The sequence below is a fragment of the Streptomyces sp. NPDC059582 genome (assembly GCF_042735715.1).
Lineage (GTDB): Bacteria > Actinomycetota > Actinomycetes > Streptomycetales > Streptomycetaceae > Streptomyces.
In genome coordinates, this window is the sequence record NZ_JBHWCC010000031.1 from 1 (window position 1) to 19,449 (window position 19,449).

General features: G+C 65.5%; 13 protein-coding genes and 4 pseudogenes. 6 read left to right on the plus strand and 11 right to left on the minus strand.

What is annotated here, in order from left to right:
- The first annotated feature begins 72 nt into the window (after positions 1 to 72).
- Both ACFV0T_RS24810 and ACFV0T_RS24815 read left to right on the plus strand, forming a co-directional pair.
- Positions 73 to 4,830: an amino acid adenylation domain-containing protein gene (locus tag ACFV0T_RS24810; RefSeq protein WP_385783065.1), complete on the plus strand. Its 4,758-nt coding sequence runs from the start codon at positions 73 to 75 to the stop codon at positions 4,828 to 4,830.
- A gap of 100 nt (positions 4,831 to 4,930) precedes the next feature.
- Complete coding sequence (locus tag ACFV0T_RS24815; protein ID WP_385783068.1) at positions 4,931 to 6,241, plus strand: MFS transporter; 1,311 nt, start codon at positions 4,931 to 4,933, stop codon at positions 6,239 to 6,241.
- 93 nt (positions 6,242 to 6,334) lie between these two features.
- On the opposite strand, the pseudogene ACFV0T_RS24820 reads toward ACFV0T_RS24815, so the two are convergent.
- Positions 6,335 to 6,918: pseudogene (locus tag ACFV0T_RS24820) on the minus strand (transposase family protein); the annotation flags it as partial.
- Between the two features lie 449 nt (positions 6,919 to 7,367).
- Between ACFV0T_RS24820 and ACFV0T_RS24825 the strand changes: the two are divergent.
- Positions 7,368 to 7,727: a hypothetical protein gene (locus ACFV0T_RS24825; protein ID WP_385530519.1), complete on the plus strand. Its 360-nt coding sequence runs from the start codon at positions 7,368 to 7,370 to the stop codon at positions 7,725 to 7,727.
- A 400-nt stretch (positions 7,728 to 8,127) separates the two neighbouring features.
- Positions 8,128 to 8,891 (plus strand): annotated as a pseudogene (locus ACFV0T_RS24830) (transposase family protein).
- 13 nt (positions 8,892 to 8,904) lie between these two features.
- Here the strand turns inward: ACFV0T_RS24830 and ACFV0T_RS24835 are convergent.
- The 3 genes from ACFV0T_RS24835 to ACFV0T_RS24845 all read right to left on the minus strand — a co-directional run bounded on the left by ACFV0T_RS24835 (position 8,905) and on the right by ACFV0T_RS24845 (position 12,758).
- Positions 8,905 to 9,258, minus strand: a complete 354-nt coding sequence (locus ACFV0T_RS24835; RefSeq protein WP_385783071.1) for a hypothetical protein — start codon at positions 9,256 to 9,258, stop codon at positions 8,905 to 8,907.
- Between the two features lie 629 nt (positions 9,259 to 9,887).
- Positions 9,888 to 10,949, minus strand: coding sequence for a glycoside hydrolase family 19 protein (locus ACFV0T_RS24840; RefSeq protein WP_385783074.1), 1,062 nt, complete (start codon positions 10,947 to 10,949; stop codon positions 9,888 to 9,890).
- Positions 10,950 to 11,702: 753 nt separating this feature from the next.
- Positions 11,703 to 12,758 (minus strand): aldo/keto reductase, encoded by a 1,056-nt coding sequence (locus tag ACFV0T_RS24845; protein WP_385783076.1) that lies wholly within the window; start codon positions 12,756 to 12,758, stop codon positions 11,703 to 11,705.
- Positions 12,759 to 13,685: 927 nt separating this feature from the next.
- On the opposite strand from ACFV0T_RS24845, the gene ACFV0T_RS24850 reads away from it, so the two are divergent.
- Positions 13,686 to 13,994: a DUF6896 domain-containing protein gene (locus tag ACFV0T_RS24850; protein WP_385783078.1), complete on the plus strand. Its 309-nt coding sequence runs from the start codon at positions 13,686 to 13,688 to the stop codon at positions 13,992 to 13,994.
- 180 nt (positions 13,995 to 14,174) lie between these two features.
- Here the strand turns inward: ACFV0T_RS24850 and ACFV0T_RS24855 are convergent, their stop codons facing one another.
- The 6 genes and pseudogenes from ACFV0T_RS24855 to ACFV0T_RS24880 all read right to left on the minus strand — a co-directional run bounded on the left by ACFV0T_RS24855 (position 14,175) and on the right by ACFV0T_RS24880 (position 18,477).
- On the minus strand, positions 14,175 to 15,593 hold the full coding sequence (locus ACFV0T_RS24855; RefSeq protein ID WP_385783081.1) for an RICIN domain-containing protein: 1,419 nt from the start codon (positions 15,591 to 15,593) through the stop codon (positions 14,175 to 14,177).
- 368 nt (positions 15,594 to 15,961) lie between these two features.
- Positions 15,962 to 16,318, minus strand: coding sequence for a hypothetical protein (locus ACFV0T_RS24860; protein ID WP_385783083.1), 357 nt, complete (start codon positions 16,316 to 16,318; stop codon positions 15,962 to 15,964).
- A 366-nt stretch (positions 16,319 to 16,684) separates the two neighbouring features.
- Complete coding sequence (locus ACFV0T_RS24865; protein WP_385783086.1) at positions 16,685 to 16,912, minus strand: hypothetical protein; 228 nt, start codon at positions 16,910 to 16,912, stop codon at positions 16,685 to 16,687.
- Between the two features lie 244 nt (positions 16,913 to 17,156).
- A pseudogene (locus ACFV0T_RS24870) lies at positions 17,157 to 17,441 on the minus strand (DUF3099 domain-containing protein); the annotation flags it as partial.
- Positions 17,442 to 17,689: 248 nt separating this feature from the next.
- A pseudogene (locus ACFV0T_RS24875) lies at positions 17,690 to 18,011 on the minus strand (hypothetical protein); the annotation flags it as partial.
- A gap of 235 nt (positions 18,012 to 18,246) precedes the next feature.
- Positions 18,247 to 18,477 (minus strand): hypothetical protein, encoded by a 231-nt coding sequence (locus ACFV0T_RS24880; RefSeq protein WP_385783089.1) that lies wholly within the window; start codon positions 18,475 to 18,477, stop codon positions 18,247 to 18,249.
- Between the two features lie 285 nt (positions 18,478 to 18,762).
- Between ACFV0T_RS24880 and ACFV0T_RS24885 the strand changes: the two genes are divergently transcribed.
- Entirely contained in the window at positions 18,763 to 18,912 is a 150-nt protein-coding gene (locus ACFV0T_RS24885; RefSeq protein ID WP_385783092.1) for a hypothetical protein, read from the plus strand.
- A gap of 96 nt (positions 18,913 to 19,008) precedes the next feature.
- Here the strand turns inward: ACFV0T_RS24885 and ACFV0T_RS24890 are convergent, their stop codons facing one another.
- A complete protein-coding gene (locus ACFV0T_RS24890; protein WP_385783094.1) occupies positions 19,009 to 19,404 on the minus strand; it encodes a hypothetical protein in 396 nt (131 codons plus the stop codon).
- Positions 19,405 to 19,449: the final 45 nt, after the last annotated feature.

A 19,449-nucleotide genomic window follows, 5' to 3' on the forward strand; every position in this document is an offset into this window, starting at 1 on the left:
GGCTATGCCGGCCGCGCGGGACTGTCGGCGCAACGGTTCGTGGCGAACCCGTACGGTGGTGCCGGTGAGCGCATGTACCGCACCGGCGACCTGGCCAAGTGGAACACCGACGGACAACTCGAGTTCCTGGGCCGCACCGACGACCAGGTCAAGGTCCGCGGCTTCCGCATCGAACTCGGCGAAATCGAAACCGCACTGGTCTCCAATGCAACGGTGAATCAGGTAGCGGCCGTCGTTCGCGAGGACAGGCCAGGCGACAAGCGGATCGTGGCCTACATCGCATTGAAGAAGGGCGTAGCTGTTGATCCGGCCGCGTTGCGCGCCCACATGGCGGCGACATTCCCCGAATACATGGTCCCGTCAGCGATTGTCACCCTCGACGCCCTGCCGTTGACGGTGAACGGGAAGGTCGACCGCAAGGCACTGCCCGCACCCGACTACACAAACCACCGTGCAGGTCGTGGCCCGGTGGATATGCGTGAGGAGGTGGTCTGCCTTGTCTTCGCCGAGGTCTTGGGTGTGGGTGAGGTGGGGGTGGAGGACAACTTCTTCGAGCTGGGCGGGCATTCGCTGCTGGCGGTGACGCTGGTGGAGCGGTTGCGTGCCCGCGGTGTGGTGGTGGACGTCCGGACGGTGTTCACGGATCCCACGCCTGCGGGACTCGCGGCGAGTACGGGCCGTGCCGAGGTGGTGGTTCCTGCACGGTGCGGGACGGCGGGGCTGGAGTCGTTCACGCCGGAACTGTTCCCGCTGGCTGATCTGTCACAGGACGAGGTCGACCGGATCGTGGGGCAGATCCCCGGCGGCGCGGGCAACATCGTGGACATCTATCCCCTGGCTCCACTGCAGGAAGGCATCCTCTTCCACCACCTGCTCACACACGATGCCACCGCGGACAGCACCGACGACCATGGCGGCCGCGACGGCCGCGCCGGCCGTGTCGGCCGTGTCGGCCGTGTCGGGGCTGACGCCGGGGATGTCTATGTGCTGCCGGCGGTGTTCGGCTTTGACTCCCGGGACCGTCTGGTGACCTTCGCGGAGGCGTTGCAGAGGGTCGTTGACCGACACGAGATTCTACGGACGGCGGTGGTCTGGGAGGGACTGCGCGAACCGGTCCAGGTCGTCCAGCGTCAAGCAACCATCCCCATCACATACCTCGACGCCCCAGACTCGTCCGTCACTGACATCACTGACTGGCTGCTGAACCGGATGTCCCAGGGGTTCGATCTGTCGCGGGCACCATTGATGCGGATCAGCGCGGTGCCGGATCCAGCCGGGACGGATAGTTGGACCGCTCTGGTGGAGATCCATCACATCGTCCAGGACCACACCGCGCTGGAAGTCCTTCTTGCTGAAGTCCACGCCTTCTTCACTGGCCAGGACGGGGATCTGGGTGACCCGGTGCCGTTCCGTGACTTTGTCGGGCGGGCCCGGCTGGGGGTGTCGATTGCGGAGCATGAGGAATACTTCCGCGCTCTCCTGCAGGACGTGGAAGAGCCGACCGCGGCATTCGGTGTCATTGACGTGCAAGGTGACGGCAGCGAGATCCGGGAAGTATCGCGGCCGCTGACACCGGAGCTGGCACAGCGTCTGCGAAAGGCAGCCCGCTGGCACGGGGTCAGTCCTGCCACGGTGTTCCACCTGGTGTGGGCGCGTGTGCTGGCCAAGGTGTCCTCACGTGAGGATGTGGTCTTCGGCACGGTTCTGCTGGGCCGCATGGGCGGCGGCAGCGGTGTCGACCGCGCCCCGGGCCTGTTCATCAACACCCTTCCCGTACGCATCGACGCCGGCAGCGCGACCCTCACGGCTGCTCTGCGAAAGATGCAGCAGCAGCTGGCGGGTCTGCAACTGCACGAACACGCTCCCCTCGCATTGGCGCAGCGCGCGAGTGGCGTCGCAGCCCAGACTCCGCTGTTCACCACACTGCTCAACTACCGGCACAGTGCCCCCACCAGCCCGGCCGAGCAGTTGGAAGGCATCACCCTCCTCCACGTCCACGAACGCACCAACTACCCGGTGGGCGTTTCCATCGATGACTTCGGCGGTGCCTTCACCATCACCGTCAAGGCAACTGAATCAATCAGCACATGGTTGGGATCGACTTTCGAGACCACCACGGAGAGCTTCGTCGATGCGTTGGATGCCCACTCCGAAGTACCGGGCATCGACCCGGCACTCCACGAGATCGATGTCCTCACCGTCGCTGAGCGTCGCCGCATCCTTGAGGAGTGGAACGAGACCACGGCCGATGTGCCGGCGGTAACGCTGCCCGGGTTGTTCGAGGCTCAGGTGCTGCGGACTCCTGATGCGACGGCGATGGTTTTCGAGGGGCAGGCACTGTCGTATGCCGAGGTGAACGGGAAAGCGAATCGTCTGGCCCGGCTCCTTGTGCGGCAAGGGGTCGGTCCGGAGTCGTTGGTCGCGGTGGCGTTGCCGAGGTCGGTGGATCTGGTGGTGGCGCTGCTGGCAGTGGTGAAGGCAGGCGGCGCGTATGTGCCCATCGATCCAGACTATCCCGCCGACCGCATCGCCTTCATGCTCGACGACGCCCAGCCGGTCACCGTCATCACGCGGAGTTCCGTCGAGGCTTCGGGGGCGCTGGTGGGTGCGGAACCCGACCGGATACTGCTCCTGGATGCTTCGGAGACGCAGTCCCTCCTGGCGGGTCTGGGCGGCTCGGATCTGTCCGACACGGACCGCAGTAACGTGCTGCTGCCGGATCATCCGGCGTATGTGATTTATACGTCTGGATCGACCGGGCGCCCCAAGGGTGTCGTGGTTCGCCAGGAAGGCGTGGTGAACTATGTGGCCCGGGCCGGCACCACATATACGGGTGTGGATCAGAGTGTGCTGTTCCATGCGTCGGTCGCTTTCGACACCAGCGTGACCTCGGTATGGGGCGCCCTGGCCAGCGGTGGCTGTGTGTGGGTGGCCGGGCTCGACGAGACGCTTCCCCAGGCGCTGGGAGAAAAGCCTCTGGCGTTCTTGAAAGTGACACCCGCGCATCTGCCCCTGCTCAATTCACTCGGAGACGGTTTCGGCCCCACCGGCCTGCTCATGGTCGGTGGCGAAGCGGTCCAAGCGGAGCAACTGCAGCGCTGGCGTGATGCCCATCCCACTGTGGACGTCGTCAACAGCTACGGCCCGACCGAGATCACCGTTGCATGCACCGACTTCCTCATCCCCGCAGGAGACCCGCTGGATCAGGGAGTTGTACCGGTCGGCCGGCCGGTGGCCAATGCCCAGGTATATGTCCTGGACCGACGCCTGCAGCCAGTCCCTGTCGGTGTCGCCGGAGAACTCTACGTCGCCGGTGCCGGACTGGCCCGAGGCTATGCCGGCCGCGCAGGACTGTCGGCGCAACGGTTCGTGGCGAACCCGTACGGTGGTGCCGGTGAGCGCATGTACCGCACCGGCGACCTGGCAAAGTGGAACACCGACGGACAACTCGAGTTCCTGGGCCGCACCGACGACCAGGTCAAGGTCCGCGGCTTCCGCATCGAACTCGGCGAAATCGAAACCGCACTCCTGGCCCAGCCAGGCATCGCCCAGGCCGCCGTCATCGTCCGCGAGGACACTCCCGGAGACAAGCGGATCGTCGGCTACGTGACTTTGGCCGCGGGCGATCCTGAGGCTTCCGCTCCCATACTCAATGCCGCCGGCATCCGGGCCGCCCTGCACACACACCTGCCCGAATACATGGTCCCGTCAGCGATCATCACCCTCGACGCCCTGCCGTTGACGGTGAACGGCAAGGTCGACCGCAAGGCACTGCCCGCACCCGACCACACAAACCACCGTGCAGGTCGCGGCCCGGTCACGCCTGAGGAGCGATTCCTGTGTGAAACATTCGCCGAGGTGCTGGGCATTGACGAGGTCGGATTGGATGACAACTTCTTCGAGCTGGGTGGACATTCACTGCTAGCGGTCCGGCTCATCAGTAACATCCGATCGGCTGCAGGAATCGATGTATCACTGATCAACTTCATGCAGCGACCAACGGTGGCCGATCTTGCGGAGTTGCTTAACCACCCACTCAGGAGCAAGCCATTCGATCCGGTTCTACCGTTCCGCACCACTGGAACTCAGCCGCCACTGTTTTGCTTGCCTCCTGTCAGTGGGCTGAGCTGGACCTACTCCGGTCTTCTTAGGCATCTCGGCACTGAGCAACCGCTGTACGGACTTCAAGCTCCAACGCGTAGAGGGGAAGTTGCCGATCCTGGGCCGGAAGATCTGGTCAGCTGGTATATCGACCACATTCGGTCGATCCAGGCCAACGGGCCCTACCGCTTGCTCGGTTATTCCGTCGGAGGAAACATCGCCCATGCCGTAGCGGTGGAGTTGCAGCGACAAGGCGCGGAAGTCGAATTTCTCGCCCTGTTGGATTCCTACCCTGTCCAGACTGCAACAGCACCGAGCCAAAAGCTCGATGACTCCATGCTCCTAATGGAACTCCTGGATGGTTTGGGGATCAAGCCGGACGCGGATAGGAGCACGATTACGGTAGCGGAGGCCCGCCATGTCGTGATGAGACATCTCGGCGACTCTTGGGACATTCAAGAGTCTGACATATCGACCTACTTGCGAAATGTGCGCACCAATTCAAGATTTCGGAGGGAAGTGGCGCCCGGCCTCTATCGAGGTCATGCAATCCACTTCATGGCCGTACGCGCTGGACGCGGTTCTCGTGAAGACGTTTGGCACATGTGGCGAGAATTCTTCGACGGAGAATTGCGCGTCGTGCCGGTCGATTCAGACCATGCGGGAATGTGTGATCTCCGTCCATTGGCCCAGATTGGTCCTGTGCTTGCCGAGCAATTGGCCAAGTAAGAATTCTAAGTCGTAACGGTTCTTGACGGGTCGCCGAATTATGCGGCCCGTCAAGACGAGGCCGCATCCGCCACACGCCTTTCTGGCTCGGAGAATCACGATGAAATACTTTTTGCTGGTGTGGATCGGGCGCGTGTTCACTGTTCTCGGCTCAAGGGTCAGTAGTTTCGCACTTACTCTGTGGGTATATCAGCAAACACATTCCATCACGCAGTTCTCGACCGGGCTCTTCCTTGGCTTTGTGCCCGGACTAATAGCCGGTCCAGCGGCGGGTGTCCTTGTGGACAGATTCCGACGCAAGACGATCCTGCTCGTGGCGGACACCGCGGCACTGGCTGGGGTTGTCGCTCTGGTAATCAGCCAGAGCTCGGGCTACCTCACTGTGTGGCAGATTTATGCAGTTGTGGTCGTGAAATCGATTTGCGGTGCCTTTCAATGGCCAGCGTTCTCCGCAAGTGTCAGAACAATGGTCCCACCGCAGCATCGTGGCCGCGCCGGAGGTATGACGCAGACAGGCTTCGCGGTCACACAAATACTCGGCCCGGCAATTTCCACTTCACTGCTAAATACCGGCGGACTCACTCAAGTTCTCTTCGCTGACATTCTTGCCGGAGCAGTTGGAATTATAAGCCTTGCCGGCGTAAAAATTACTGAACTCGCCAAAACGGACACGGACTTCACTGAAAGGAAGTCGTGGAGGTCAGAAATCCTCATCGGGTGGCGGGCAATCAGCAGCGACCACCGACTGGTTCGTCTACTCAGGATCGCTACCGCTATGTACGCCGTACAAGCCGCTGCAAGCGTTCTGCTGTTGCCGCTTATTGTGGCCAGCGTTCCTGAAAGTCAGCACAATGTGGCGGTCGCCGCGGTCAGCACCGCTGGGGGAATCGGCCTCGCAGCGGGTAGCCTCGTCATGTCCATTTGGGGTGGACCGAAACGTCCGCTGCCATGGATCACCACAGCAGCTGTTCTGAGCGGAGTAGCCGTTGTCGTTGCCAGCATGATCTCTCAATCACTCGTCCTTGTCGGCTCTTCGTTTGTGTTTTCCTTTGGTTTTCCCGTTGTCATCTCTTGTTCTCAGAGCGTCTGGCACGAGGCTATAGAACCCAGTTTGGAGGGCAGGGTCTTTTCTCTGCGACGAATGACGGTACAGGCCGGAACGGTGACCGGCCTAGTCACTGTCGGCCCACTCGCAACTTACGTATGTACTCCGCTGCTAACTGCCCGGACAGCACCGTCCCGTGTTCTGCGAGGTATCTTTGGAAGCGGAGCGGAAGGTGGCTCCGGAATGCTTCTATGCTTCCTCGGAATCACCTTGGTCGCCACTTCTGTGATAGGGAATGTGAATTCGATGCCGAGTAATCCATCAGCGACTGATCAGCAGCGCAAGCTTCTGAACTTGAACTCGTGATGTCGGCTGGATCGTGGTGACGTCTCGGTTCGCGACCGCTGGAAGCTGCTGGCTCGGTTCACGAGCGTGACTGAGCCTTTTCCATCTTGATCGGCTGGCGAATTCAAGACTGGCGACAGCTCGGACGATGCCGGTGATCCGGGTGGTGCTACAGCGAAGTTTCCGCAGAAGCCGCCAGGACTTGAGGATCGCATGGCGCGTTCGCCCAGGCTGCGGATGTTGACGTGGGCCCGATTGTGACGCCGGCGCCAGCCGCGCGGGTGCTTGCCCCGGAACGGGACGCGGATGGCGGAGCCTGCACCCTGATACGCCTGGGTCGCCCAGCGCTTGATGCCGTCGGCTGCCAGAGCGACGGGGATCCCGTGGGTCCGGGCTGCGGTCAGGTCGTGCGTGGCTCCCGGCAGCGCGTCCGACACCCAGATCAGGCGTCCGTCTGGATCGGCGAGGACCTGCACGTTCATCCCGTGATGCTACTCCTTCCTCGAGTAGTACGGCCGGTCGGCGGCGATGCGGTCGATCGGCAGGAGCGTGCCGTCGAGGATCACGTATGCCTTCTTCCGTACGGTCTGCATGGCCTGCTCAAGCGTGGGCGCGAGGGCGGCCAAGAGGTCGACGGCCTAGCGTATGTAGCGGTAGACCGTGGCGATCCCGACGCGGAATCCCGCCGCGAGGCGGGCCTAAGGGCTGTCCCGTAATCCCCGGCGGGCGCACGACGACAGCTACGGCACCTCGCCGCGTTGTCGGATCGCCCGCATACGCCCAGTATGCGGGCGACCCTCCGCCTTGCGATGCACCGCATCTGACGCCGCGCGCTGATCCACCAGGGATTACGGGACAGCCCTTAGGTGTCGCCGCAGCGCAGGTGGGCCAGGACCAGCAGGGCCTGTCGGCCAGGTCGGGTCTGCTGGCCACCCGTTGGATCACGGAACGCCTGGCTCACTGACCGCCCTTGAGAGGGAACCAGGCGCCCCACGACAATGTCCGGTAAGGCGTGAAAGCCATTCTCTTCTTGATCCTGGCGTTCTCGCCCCTCGTGTGTCCATGGGTGGTCGTGGGCACGGCCGTTCAGCTTGTGTGGCGCGCACGTCACGGTCAGCCACCAAACGGGTGGACGTCACCGGACGCCATGTCGTGTGCGCTGGTCGTGCAACTGGCCGGCGCAGCGGCTGTGGGCGCGTACGCCTGGGGCGTGATGTCGGGGTTCTACATCCTGGACCCGGACCAGATGTGTGCGGCTTCCGGTGCCGACGGCGACCACGTGGTGACGCGCATGACGCTGCCGGTGAGCGTGCAGTGCGTCACGGACCAGGGTGTGGGGACCGAGTTGGTGCCGGTCTGGGTGAACCCGGTCGTCTTCGCCGGCCTGGCGGTCTGCGTGCTCGCCGTCTGGGCGGGAGTCTCCGCCGCGATACGCCGACGCGCCGACCGGGCGCGCGGTGAGGTTGAGGTGGGAGGCGGCGAACTCCGTAGCGGCGGGGTCGGCTGACCGCTCCGACATCCCTTGCCCGAGCCGTGGCCCGGGGAGCGTGGCCGATCGGGTGCAAAGAACGCGCCATGAGGCGCGAGGGGGGCGTGCCGGGGAGTCCGGTCGGCGTGGCAGGAGCCTGTGTGCTCGTACGTTGATGCCGTGGAGGTGTCCGGATGCGTGCCGGCCGTCGCGAGCGTTCCGTCGCTCCGGTGCGCTCCAGTACCACCCCAGGGGCCACAGTCAGCCAGCGGATTACTCGGCAGCAACTACGGCGCCGAACACAGCCAGGGGATTGTCTCGATCCCAATTTGGAGGCAGCGACCCTTTCCAACTTGCCTGGCAGTTGGGCTGACAACGTGGTGAATCCCCTGGTAGATGGGTTTTCGACCAAGAGAACCGTCTCCACCAGAGGCTTCACGTGCTTGCTTACCCGTCGGGCGTCGACGTGTCCAGCTCTGCCCTCCGCTTCCTCACGCAGCAGTTGCGGCGGCACCGCCGTACGATCGGCTCCCGTTGGCGGCGCCTGAGCGCCGGTCGCCAGGCTTTGCTCGCGCTCGCTCATCTGCGAGTGGGGCACACGTATGCCCAACTCGCGGTGGGGTTCGGCGTCGGAACCACGACGGCCTACCGCTATGTCACCGAGGCTGTCGAACTCCTGGCCGCTCTTGCCCCCAGTCTGGCCGACGCGTGCGGACCGCCTCGGTGAAGGCGTTCGTGATCCTGGACGGCACGCTCCTGCCGATCGACCGCATTGCCGCGGACCGCCCGTTCTACTCCGGCAAACACAAGAAGCACGGGATGAACGTGCAGGTCATCGCAGACCCCTTCGGCCGACTGCTGTGGGTCTCACCGACACTGCCCGAAGCAGTCCACGACATCAAGGCCGCGCGAACCCACGGCATTATCGACGCCCTGGAGGAAGCCGGCGTGGAGTGCTGGGCCGACAAGGGCTACCGGGGCGCCAACGGCACCATCCGGGTGCCCTACTGGGGTCGCTGGGAGACGCTGTCCACAGGTCAGCAAGCCGTCCACCGCTCACACGCGAAGATCCGCGCACTCGTTGAGCAGGCCATGGCCACTCTCAAAACCTGGCGGCCCCTGCGCAAGCTGCGATGCTCCACAACCCGCATCACCACCCTCGTCCAAGCCGCCCTCACGCTGCACCTGACCTGCTCAAACTGAGGTTGGAAACAGCTCACTGTAGCCACTGCCGCGCCGTGGCGAGGTTCACCTCGACGTCATCGCTCCATGAGCAGACCTCCAGCCACGAGAGGTAGCCACCTTGCGCGAAGACCAGGACCTCGCCTGGGCATTCGCCGGTTCCGGTGAGTAGCTGCACGTCGGCGGCTACGACCGTGCCAGGGCCAGTCGGCGCGGGCTCCACCTCGTCCGTGTCAAGTTCGAAGTAGACGGTGCCGCACCCGCATTTGCAGCGGGACTGCACCCTGAGATGAGGGATCTGCCGTTGGAGCGCAACGTGAACGGGCTCATCTTGGTTGAGCACGAGGTCAAGCACGTCGGCTACGTCATCGGGCAGGCTCCCATTCATGCCGCCACGGTAGTTGACCAGCTATTTCCGGCTTGGACCGATCCCGGGTCCGTCGGCCGTGGAGCAGTTGAGGGGGTTCGCACGTGCAGGGCCAAGTCGGTGCCTGCAAGACAGCCGTCGATGCCCTCCGGTCGGTACTGCAGCATCTTCAACTTGCGCTTCACCGCGCGGGTCAGCGGATGATCAGGTCGCGCAGCCGAGTGCGGAGCCATCGACTGCCCGGCCTCGTCCGCGAAGACGGTCCAGGCTCCGCCACACGTCGCAGCCGTCCGGCCCGCCGTGTCCGGCCAGGGACACCGGGGCGTCCTGCCCGCACGCACGGTGGAGCAGGGCACAGGATTTCGCGGTCGGGCTGCCGTGAGGCTCCTCGTCCTCGTAACCGGGAGGCGAAGGGGAGCGGAAGGCGGCCGTGCCGGTGCGATGCACAGCCGCACGGCCGCCTGGTGCGGCCCGGCGATCGACCGCTCGTGGACGCTCGTCGTACCGTGGGGTTGGGAGGGCATCGTCCGTGGACCGCATCACGCAGAAGCAGATGCGGTCCGCGGGCGCGTCAAGCGGTTGTCCGGGTGTGCGTGCACGGTGCTCCCGTTCCGAGGCCCGGAACGATTCGCGCACACCCGGGGACCGGGTCAGCAGTACAGGTTGGCGCCTGCCGACACGCCCAGGATCTGTGTGAACTGCTGGTACGCGGTCACACGGCTCTGCACCTGCGCCGGGTTCCTGCCGTCGCACTCGAGGGAACCGTTGATGGAACGGATCGTCTGGCCGAAGCCCGCGCCGTTGACCATGGCGTTGTGTGGGGTCATGGTGCCAGGTCCGGACTGGGTGTTCCAGTACCAGAGGGCCGTCTTCCACGCCACGGCGGCGTCGGTCTGCACCAGCGAAGGGTTGTTGAGCAGGTCGATGCCGAGCGCATCGCCTGCGGCCTTGTAGTTGAAGTTCCAGCTGAGCTGGATGGGGCCACGTCCGTAGTAGGCCGACTGGCCCGCCGGGCAGCCGTACGGCTGGCCCCAGTCGCAGTAGTGCGAATAGTTGGCGGTGTTCTGCTCCACGACGTGAACCAGTCCGCCCGTCTCATGGCTGACGTTGGCGAGGAAGGCAGCCGCCTCCTGCTTTTTGGTCTGGTCGCCGCCGGTAGTGGCGAAGCCGGGGTACGCGCTGAGCGCGGCGACAAGACCGCTGTAGGTGTAGAAGCCATTGCGGTTCGGGAACATCTGGTTGAACTGGGCTTCGGAGACGACGAAGTTGCCGATCGGCGTGCTGCCACCGTCGCAGTTGTACGGTTCCCAGTACCAGGTGCTGATGACCGGGTCGTAGCCCGGGTTGTCGTGCTCGGCGATGTACGCCTTGCCGTCCGTGTAACGGACGATGTCACCAGTGGCATACGCCCTGCCGGCCACCCAGCTCGGGTAACTCGAGCAGGTGCCGGAGGGCGTGCCGCTGTCGCAGCCGTACGGTTCCCAGTACCAGGTGCTGATGACCGGGTCGTAGCCCGGGTTGTCGTGCTCGGCGATGTACGCCTTGCCGTCCGTGTAACGGACGATGTCACCAGTGGCATAGGCCCTGCCGGCCGCCCAGCTCGGGTAGCTCGAGCAGGTGGCGGCGGACGCGCTGCCGGTCGGCACCAGCACCGGTATGGCGGCGGAGAGGGCGAGCGCGGTCACAACCGCGGCGATATGACGCCTCGACACGAAATCAACTCCTCAGCGGAGAGGGGTCGTACCCGGCGCAGGCAGGACAGAGCGAGCCTTGTGCACGTGCCGGCGGAACCGGACGGGGCGCTGGGCCGACCGCGGTGGGGGGTGTGCGGCACACTCAACCGCATTGGTCTGTACCAGTCAATACGCAGACCGATCGGCGGCGAAGGAACCACGGGGCGAGTGGGGATGGCTAACTAGTCTGAGACAGAGTCCAGTTGAGCACGAGGACCGTGAACCGCCGGCTTCGCCGGGAGCGGCCCGGGGGCCCACAGCGGGGTGGCGCAAGTCTTCGGCGTACGCATCGCCGGTGCGTTGCCCCCGAACCCGATGACCGCGCACGGCGCCCGCACCTGCACCGCGCCGGACATACCCGGCTTCGGCGGCCAGACCCCGTGCACGGTGGGAGGCAGATCTGACGTCGTCCATCGAGAAAGGAGACGACCGCTGATCACCCGTACGCAGACCGTACGTGGCTGCGCTGACGTCCACCTCTTCGGGTCTTCGTGCCGCTGCGGGCCAACCCACCATGCCCGGTGGGTGGCCGCTGGCGACGGACGTCACACACCCTGACCTGCCACGGGCACCACCCAGAACCCCAACGCCGGCCTGACCCTCTGCGGAGTCCTGGCCCCCCCTCCCAGCCTCCACGGACGCCGGACCGGCACCTGCACGACCTGCGGATGCCCTCCTACCCACCACCCGCACAACACCGGCCTACCGAAGCGCTACTCAGCGGGCAGGTAGTCACGATGCGGCCCGTGCGTCCGCGGGGCGGCGGCGCAGACCCGTGTCCGTCAGGGCGGCTGGCTTCCATACGCCGTCGGGGTGGTAGAGGTTCATGCCGGGCGCAACGATCTCGTCGATGCGGTCGAGAGCCGAATCGTCCAGGACCACCGGTGCCCCCTTCAACACGGCCTCCAACTGTTCCGCCGTGCGAGGGCCGATGATGACCGAGGTGACGGCCGGATGGGCGAGCGGGAAGGCGACTGCCAACTCCGGAAGGCTGCAGCCGATGTCCGCAGCCAGTTCGGCGAGTTTGTCGGCGGCCTTCAACTTGGTGATGTTCTCCGGGATGGACGGGTCGAAGCGGGCGGGGTTCAACCGCGCACGCCCGCTGCTGAGATCGACCGTCCGCCCGGCCCGGTAGCGGCCGCTCAGGAAGCCCGAGGCAAGCGGGCTCCACGTCAGCACCCCCATCCCGTAACGCTGAGCCGTCGGCAGCACCGAAGCCTCCACGCCGCGTGCGAGTATCGAGTACGGGGGCTGCTCCGTCCGGAAGCGTTGGAGGCCGCGTCGCTCCGCCACGTGCTGCGCCTCCGCGATCTCTTCGGCCGGGAACGTCGACGATCCGAACGCCCGGATCTTCCCCGCTTGCACAAGGTCGCCGAGAACCCCGAGTGTCTCTTCGACGTCCGTGGTGTGATCCGGGCGGTGCACCTGGTAGAGGTCGATCCATTCGGTGTCGAGCCGCCGCAGACTGTCCTCCACGGCCTGGGTGATCCAGCGGCGGGAGTTCCCGCTCCGGTTCCTTCCCTCCCCCATCTGGAAGTGGACCTTCGTCGCGAGTACGGCCTCATCCCGCCGGCCGGATGCCCGCAGGGCCTTTCCGACGATGACCTCGGACTCGCCGGCCGAGTACATGTCCGCGGTGTCGATGAAGTTGACGCCTGCGTCCATGGCGGCGTGGATGATCCGGGCGCTGTCCTCGTGGTCGGGGTTGCCGACCGAACCGAACATCATCGTGCCCAGGCAGTACGCGCTCACTTCGATGCCGGTGCGGCCGAGTGTGCGGTATCGCATGTTGTCTTTCCTCACTGTCGGGCTACCGTGGTGCGGCGCATCTTAGGAGTTGAAGTGCGCTCGATGGCAAGGCAGTTGGGACCCGCCATGCTTCCGGGACGCACGGGGTGAAACGGCTACGGACTTCCGTACGCGGCGGCCGCAGCCGACCAGGACCTGGGCCCCACAACCGCAACGTGGAATGATCAACAGATGACCGACGCGAACCACGGGGAAGACCAGGCCTCTGGGCGCGAGACCGAGTAGATCGTCGATGTCTCGCCGAGGACCTCCAGCCCGGCGACCTCCTCGAGCTCCCGACCGACTTGGGCACCCCCATCGTCCGGTTGACTCATGTGGAGCGGCGTGCCCAAGGCATCAAGTTCATGGGCCGCCATCACCAAGGGGTCCTCCACTCCAGCGTCATGAAGTACGGCGAGCTGGCGCGGTGCGTCCGGTCGTAGACCGTCGCGTGGACTACCGCCGGCAGTTACGGGACAGCCCTTCGGCTTCGCTTCTGCGGGCAACACCGCGCTTGGTCGAAGCCTGCGGGTCTCCGCCTTTACCGATCGTTGCAGAATGCCGCTCGACGGAGATGTCGGAAGCCCCTGTGTGACAATCGCTTCGAGCGCGGACGGGGGAAGGGCACATGGAACGGAGCTCGGCTTCGGAAGAACCGCATGCGGTGACAACGCGTGATCTTGTGATCGGTTACATCGATGCCCTCAACGCGGTTGGTGTGGCCATGAGAGCGGCAGTCACCCCGCTTGAACGGCTAAGGGCTGTCCCGTAATCCCTGGTGGATCAGCGCGCGGCGTCAGATGCGGTGCATCGCAAGGCGGAGGGTCGTCCGCATACTGGGCGTATGCGGGCGATCCGACAACGCGGCGAGGTGCCGTAGCTGTCGTCGTGCGCCCGCCGGGGATTACGGGACAGCCCTTAGGGGACGTGCTCAGCCTGGTCCGTTCGCACCGGATCATCAGCTGGCGCGGCGAAATCGGGTCCTACTCATACCAGGTCCACGGAGCAGGCTGCCTCTTCATCAGCGACAACGGCACCGAGATCGACGTGGACTTCGCGGCCGACGGCAGGGAGATCTTCGATTTCTGGCGGCTGCGCTGCTACGGGCGGAGTTTGCCTGAGCCTCATGACCCCACGGAGCAGGAATTGCGGTCCGCAGTGGAGTCCGTGAAGCCCCTGCTGGTCGAGGTTCGGCCGGGGTGGTTCAGCGTGGCTGAGGCCAAGGCTTCAGCATGAGATCGGCATGTCAGCCGGCAGTTGGTGATCTTCCGCGGCAGGGTCAGCGAGATGTCCGAACAGGGGCGGCCGGCCGCCCTTTGCCCACGGCACGAACAGCCCCCCGGCCCTCTCGGGTTCCGAGGGTTTCCCAGGTTTCCCGGGCTTCTCGGGTTTCTCAGGTCTCTCCACCGCGCTCCGTCAGGAGGGATGGATGATGTCCCACTCCTGGTCGTCGGCGTTGCTGCAGGTGAAGATCGTCAGCGCGGTGTCGTTGCCGCCCGTGCTGTAGCCGGAGACGTCCAGGCACAGGTGGTTGCTGGAGTAGTTGCGGATCCAGTAGTGGCCGTCGTCCTGCTTGTCGAGCCACCACAGCTGGTTGTCGGCGGTCGTGCCGTCGCACTGGAACTCGTACACGCCCGTGCGCGCGGGCTTGGCGCCGTAGTCGGGCAGGTCCATGCACATCTGGTCCTTGACGTTGCGGATCTGGAACAGGTCCGACTTCTGGGGACCGACGCCCTTCTCCCGCACCTCCAGGTTCCAGAGCTGGTTGTCGTGCGCGGTCCCGTCGCAGGTGTACTCCCTGACCGGCCCGGCCGACCGGCCCTTGTCGTAGCCCGGGACGTCGGCGCACTTCCTGGTCGTGACGTTCCTGAGGACGACGCCGGACGCGGGCAACGGCCCCGTCGCCGCCTTCTTCGTAGCCTTCGGACTCGCCACCGCGCCGCCGCCTCCGCCGTCGCCGGCCGCGGGCGACTGCTGCGCCGCCGCCTGCGTCGGCTCCTGGACGGGAGCCGGACTCGTCGGCGCAGGCAGGCTGGGGGTGGGCGCGGGAAGGGTGCTGACGCCGGCGTCCTGGAGCTTCTCGGTGGCGGCGCTGCGGACTGGTGGCCTGTACGCGAGCCACAGCATCACGAACGTGATCGCCAGCGCCATGAAGACACCCAGGAACGTCGCCAGCCACCGGGGCAGGAACCCGCGCTGCACATATGTGCCCTCCACCGGCTGCGGCTTCGTCCCCGACCGCTGGACAGCGAGCGTGTACGGCCGCTGCTCCTTCGGTCCGAACCAGATGATCTGCCGCGGCTTCAGCGTCGCCTTCACAAAGGCCGCACGCCCCGGCTCGATCTGCACATTGCCCGGATGGATGTCGTAGGAGAGATGATCCCCGTTGTCACTCCCACTGACCGACGCCGTCAGCCTCGTATTGCCGAGGTTGTCGATCGCGAGCTTCGGTCGCCCACGGAAACGCCCCTTGACCGTCGGCGGCACCAACTCCGCACGCAGTTCGGCGAACGGAGTGATCGTCAGATTGCCCTCGGGAACCGTCGTCGCCTCCGGATGTCCGGTCGACGTGATCCGCACCGCGTACGGATTCGGGCCCGCCGCCGCATCCGGAGTCCTCGGCGGCGCGAACGTCAGCTCCACCGTCCCCGTCGTCCCCGGATACAGCCGCAGCGTCTGCGGCTCCACCGTCGTCCAGGGCGCGACATCACCCACCGGCTCAAAACGGTACTCGTCGACGATGTCTGCGGTGTTGCGCAGGCGCAGCCGCACACGCGTACTGGCGCCCGGGTCCACGGTCGCGGACGCGGGTTCCAGAGAAGTCCACATACTCACCGTCGAGACGCTAGCGGCGCGAGCGGTGCCGGTCAGGAGGCTCAGGGGTAAGGCCGCCGCACGAACAGGCAGGCAGGAGTGCCCTTCGGGGTACCGGCACGGCGCCCGGTCCGGGCCAGACCGGGCGGGACCGGACCGGACCGCCTGGACCGGACCGGCCTGGAGAGGACCGTCGTACGCCCGCCACCACCGTGCGCGTGCTGGTGTGCTGGGAGTTGGGGACGAAGGCGCGGCTGTTCTCGTCCCAGGTCGGCAGTGGATGGTTGTCGTCGTCGCAGATCGTCCACGGAGCGGAGTCGACGGCGGTCATGGAGCATTGTCTGCGCCGGTCGCCGTCGAACCCTCGTGCAAGGCTGAGGCTGGGTTGGTCAGGGGTGGACAACGATGAGCGAGGCCAGGAGCAGTGCGGCCGCGGCGGACAGCCCCAGGATCCGGTAGCGCCGCCATGCCGTCAGTGCCACGGCGGCGGCCCATACCGCTCCCACCACGACGGCCGGCCACTTGCCGAGTGCGCTCAGTGCGGCATTGAGCGGGAACGGTGCCAGCAGGAGCGTCGGCGGGATGACCGTCAGCCCGGGGCGGATGCCCAGCAGCCTGTACGCCACGATCAGCCCGACGAGTGCGACGGCGAACGAGGCGGGGAACGAGAGAACCGGCAACGGCGTCAGGCACACACTCGTCTCATCGGCGCACACCCGGGCGTCGTAGGCGTACGCCTCCTGCACAAGATGAATCGACAGGTAAGTGAGAGCGGCACCGGTTGCGGCAGCGCCCGTGATGCGCACGGCCAGAGCCCCACCGGATGGCGCCGCAGGCTCGTCGTGTCGCTGTACCGCAGTAGCGTCCATGACGAAATTCTCTCCGGTCGTGACGACCGGGGCCTGAGTACGCGTACTCACGCCCCGGCCTACTGACCGCCGGTTCCGTCTCGCACCGGGATTGGCCACCCGGCCCCTCGCCGCACACCCCTACTGGCAGAGCCCGTCGGAACGCCGGCGGCCCCATGGCGCTCACAGCTCACGCGCGGCAGCGAGCACACCATGACCCCCGTGACGTCGGTTGGCGACCCGGGTCGCTCACTCGCGCCGGTCTCAGCCGCTCACGGCGACAAACAGCCGAACGGTGCCGATCGTTGTGCCGGTCACGCCGAGGACGGCACCCGCGGCCCGCAGCACCGTGGGAGTGAGAACGACGCCCACCCTCGGACGACTCGCGACGTAGCCGTGCAGCCGCCAGGCGCAATTGCGCACGTTGAACGCCACCAACATCATGGCCACCCCGAACCCGAGGTCGTAGACCGCCCTGCTCCAAGCGCTCATCGCACCCCCTCCCTTAGAGATCCGCGCCGATCATGCCTGATCCGGGCCCTGATCCGCGAGGCGTACGGCACGGTCCGCGCGGAAGGTCGGTCACGGGGTGGCCGGGGTGCCGACCAGAACAGCTAAAGGCGCACAGTGAGGGTCTCGCAGTGGAGAGGAAGATCCAGCGGGAAAGCCCAGAAGAAGATCTCGTTCTTCCTGGTCACAGCCTGCGTGCGGGTCGGATTTCCGAGTCGGCGGCCGGAGTCGGCGCGGTCACGAAGGTCGTCGGCAGCGACGGCGCGTTCTCCCGCCCGGCGTTGGCGACGACCACCGCGAAATAGGGCAGAAGTACGCCCAGAACGAGGGCCGCGATCGCGATGTATCGTTCCACGCCCCACAGGGTGGCCGCGAGGATCACGGACAGCGTACGGACCGCCATCAAGATGACGTACCGGCGCTGCCGGCCGTGCACGTCGTCCTGCAGGCTCTGCCGGGCGCCGGTGATCCGGAATACCTGAACGCTGCCACCGTCGCGCTGCTTCCGCATCACATTCCACCATCCACCCGCATCGGGCTGATATGTCCCAAAAGGGATCCATCAGTCACCGCTGTCGGCCCTCCATGCCGGACGCCACGTCGGTAGCGTCGTTCTCGTCAGGGCTGCTGCCCCCGCCACAAACTGACCGAATGGCCTCCTGTTTTGTGACAAGATCACCTATCCGCGGCGGCAGGCCGGTCACCGAGCGAGGCACGGCCACGTGCATACCAGAACCGACGCCCCGAGGAGTGACAGCCCCGGTACGCCAAAGACACCCCCACCTTGCGGATACCGGGATGTCCGGCTGCCACCTGGTCGGGCAGCTGGGTACCGGTCACGGAGTCCTGGACACGGGCCGCGGTGACCAACACTGCCCGTAGGAGGCCAATCGCGTCAGTCACCACCCCGGTGTTTGGTCACATGGAGAAGCGCATTCATGGTCTCGCGTAGTTCCTGTTCGGGTGGCCGCCCAAAGTTCAGGGCCCGGCCTCGGCGCTCGAAGCGCCAGGCCGCCAAGACCGGCTCGATCAACTCCGAGCGGGTGTCGGACAGATGACTCGGATGCCGCACCCACGGCACAGCCGCCGCCCCGAGTCGTCGTCCGCGACCAGCCGCAGCCGGGGCACTCCATCCCTGCCCATGGTTCGCCACCGCATGACTTGCAGTGGCATCCGTCGAGCCCTGCATTGTCGGCAGTGGTAGCGCGCAGTTCCCAGAACCGGGCTCGGAACTGCTGCTGGGCGTAGGCACCACCGGCGGCTGGCGCCTACGCCCAGCACTGGGTGTCAAGATCCCTCGATCAGCCGGGCACGCTCTAGCGTATGTACAGCCAGTACTTCGTCGCGGCGGTGGAGACGTACTCACACTTGTACTCGTTGAAGCCCTCACGCTGGTACTGCTGTCCGGCGTCCACGCAAGCGGACTGGGTGGCGTAGGTCTTCACCAGCAGCCACGACGCTGTCGAGGTCGCCTGGGCGGGGGCGCTGACGGCGGTGGCTGCCAGCAGGCCGGCACCCAGGGCGAGAACTGCTAAACGCTTACGCATCACAATCTCCCTCCGTTTGTGTTTCGAACTGCGAAGTAACACAGAGGGAGCTTGGTTAACATGCCAGGCGGAACGCAAGCCTCCATCATCAGGATCAAGCAAAGAGCTTGTAACAGGATATTACTGAAGTTCCTTGGGGTGGTCAGACGGGTGTGATGATCCTTCCGTTTATGGCCGATCACATGCGCACCGGGCTCGTCACCGACGCGCCGCCGGCCGAGTCGGATCAGCGTCGAGAGAAGCCGATCCGAACGGCAAACAGAGATTCTCCCGCCGTATAGCGCCGTGAGCACCACAATGAATTGGAGACACAGCTTCTCATCCCTGCTGTGCGAACAGCTCGAGGCCCCTGTCCATGAAGCCGCGGTCGCCGACCTGAACGAGGTGGGCAGCGACACGTCGCTGACGCGCCAGGCGCACGAGGCCGTCGGGTGATCTCCCTGCGGTCGGGGCATGGACGGGAGGGTAGGTTGCTACGCAACTCGTGGTTGGGGTGGAGGGTCCTGACGGTGTGTATGTGAGTGGTGTCGCTCAACGCGTGTGCTCTTGCCGGTAGCGGCGGTATGTGAGGGCTGCCAGCATCACCAGGCAGCCGGTCAATGTTGCGGCCATGCAGGTGAACAGGAGCGGGTTGATCCAGCTGCTCACGAGCTCCTTCTGCTCACCGTTGTCCCAGTAGCACGTGGCCTGCAGTGGGAAAACGCTGTCCTCGTAGGGGTCGACGTGGACGGTGGGGCGCATTTCGAGGAAGTCGGGACATGCATGCGACGGGAAGGCGAAGAAGACCTGAAGCCAGCCGAGCAGGTAGCACGCGGCTCCCGTGGCGGTGGAGCCCTTGATCAGGCCGAGAAGCCGTCGGCCTTTCTGGACACGCACGAAGGCCAGCCCGTAGCCCAAGCAGAGCGCCGCCAGGATCCAGGAACCCATCAGGCTGCAGCACCCGCGATCCGTCTGGCGTGGTTGCACTGTGTC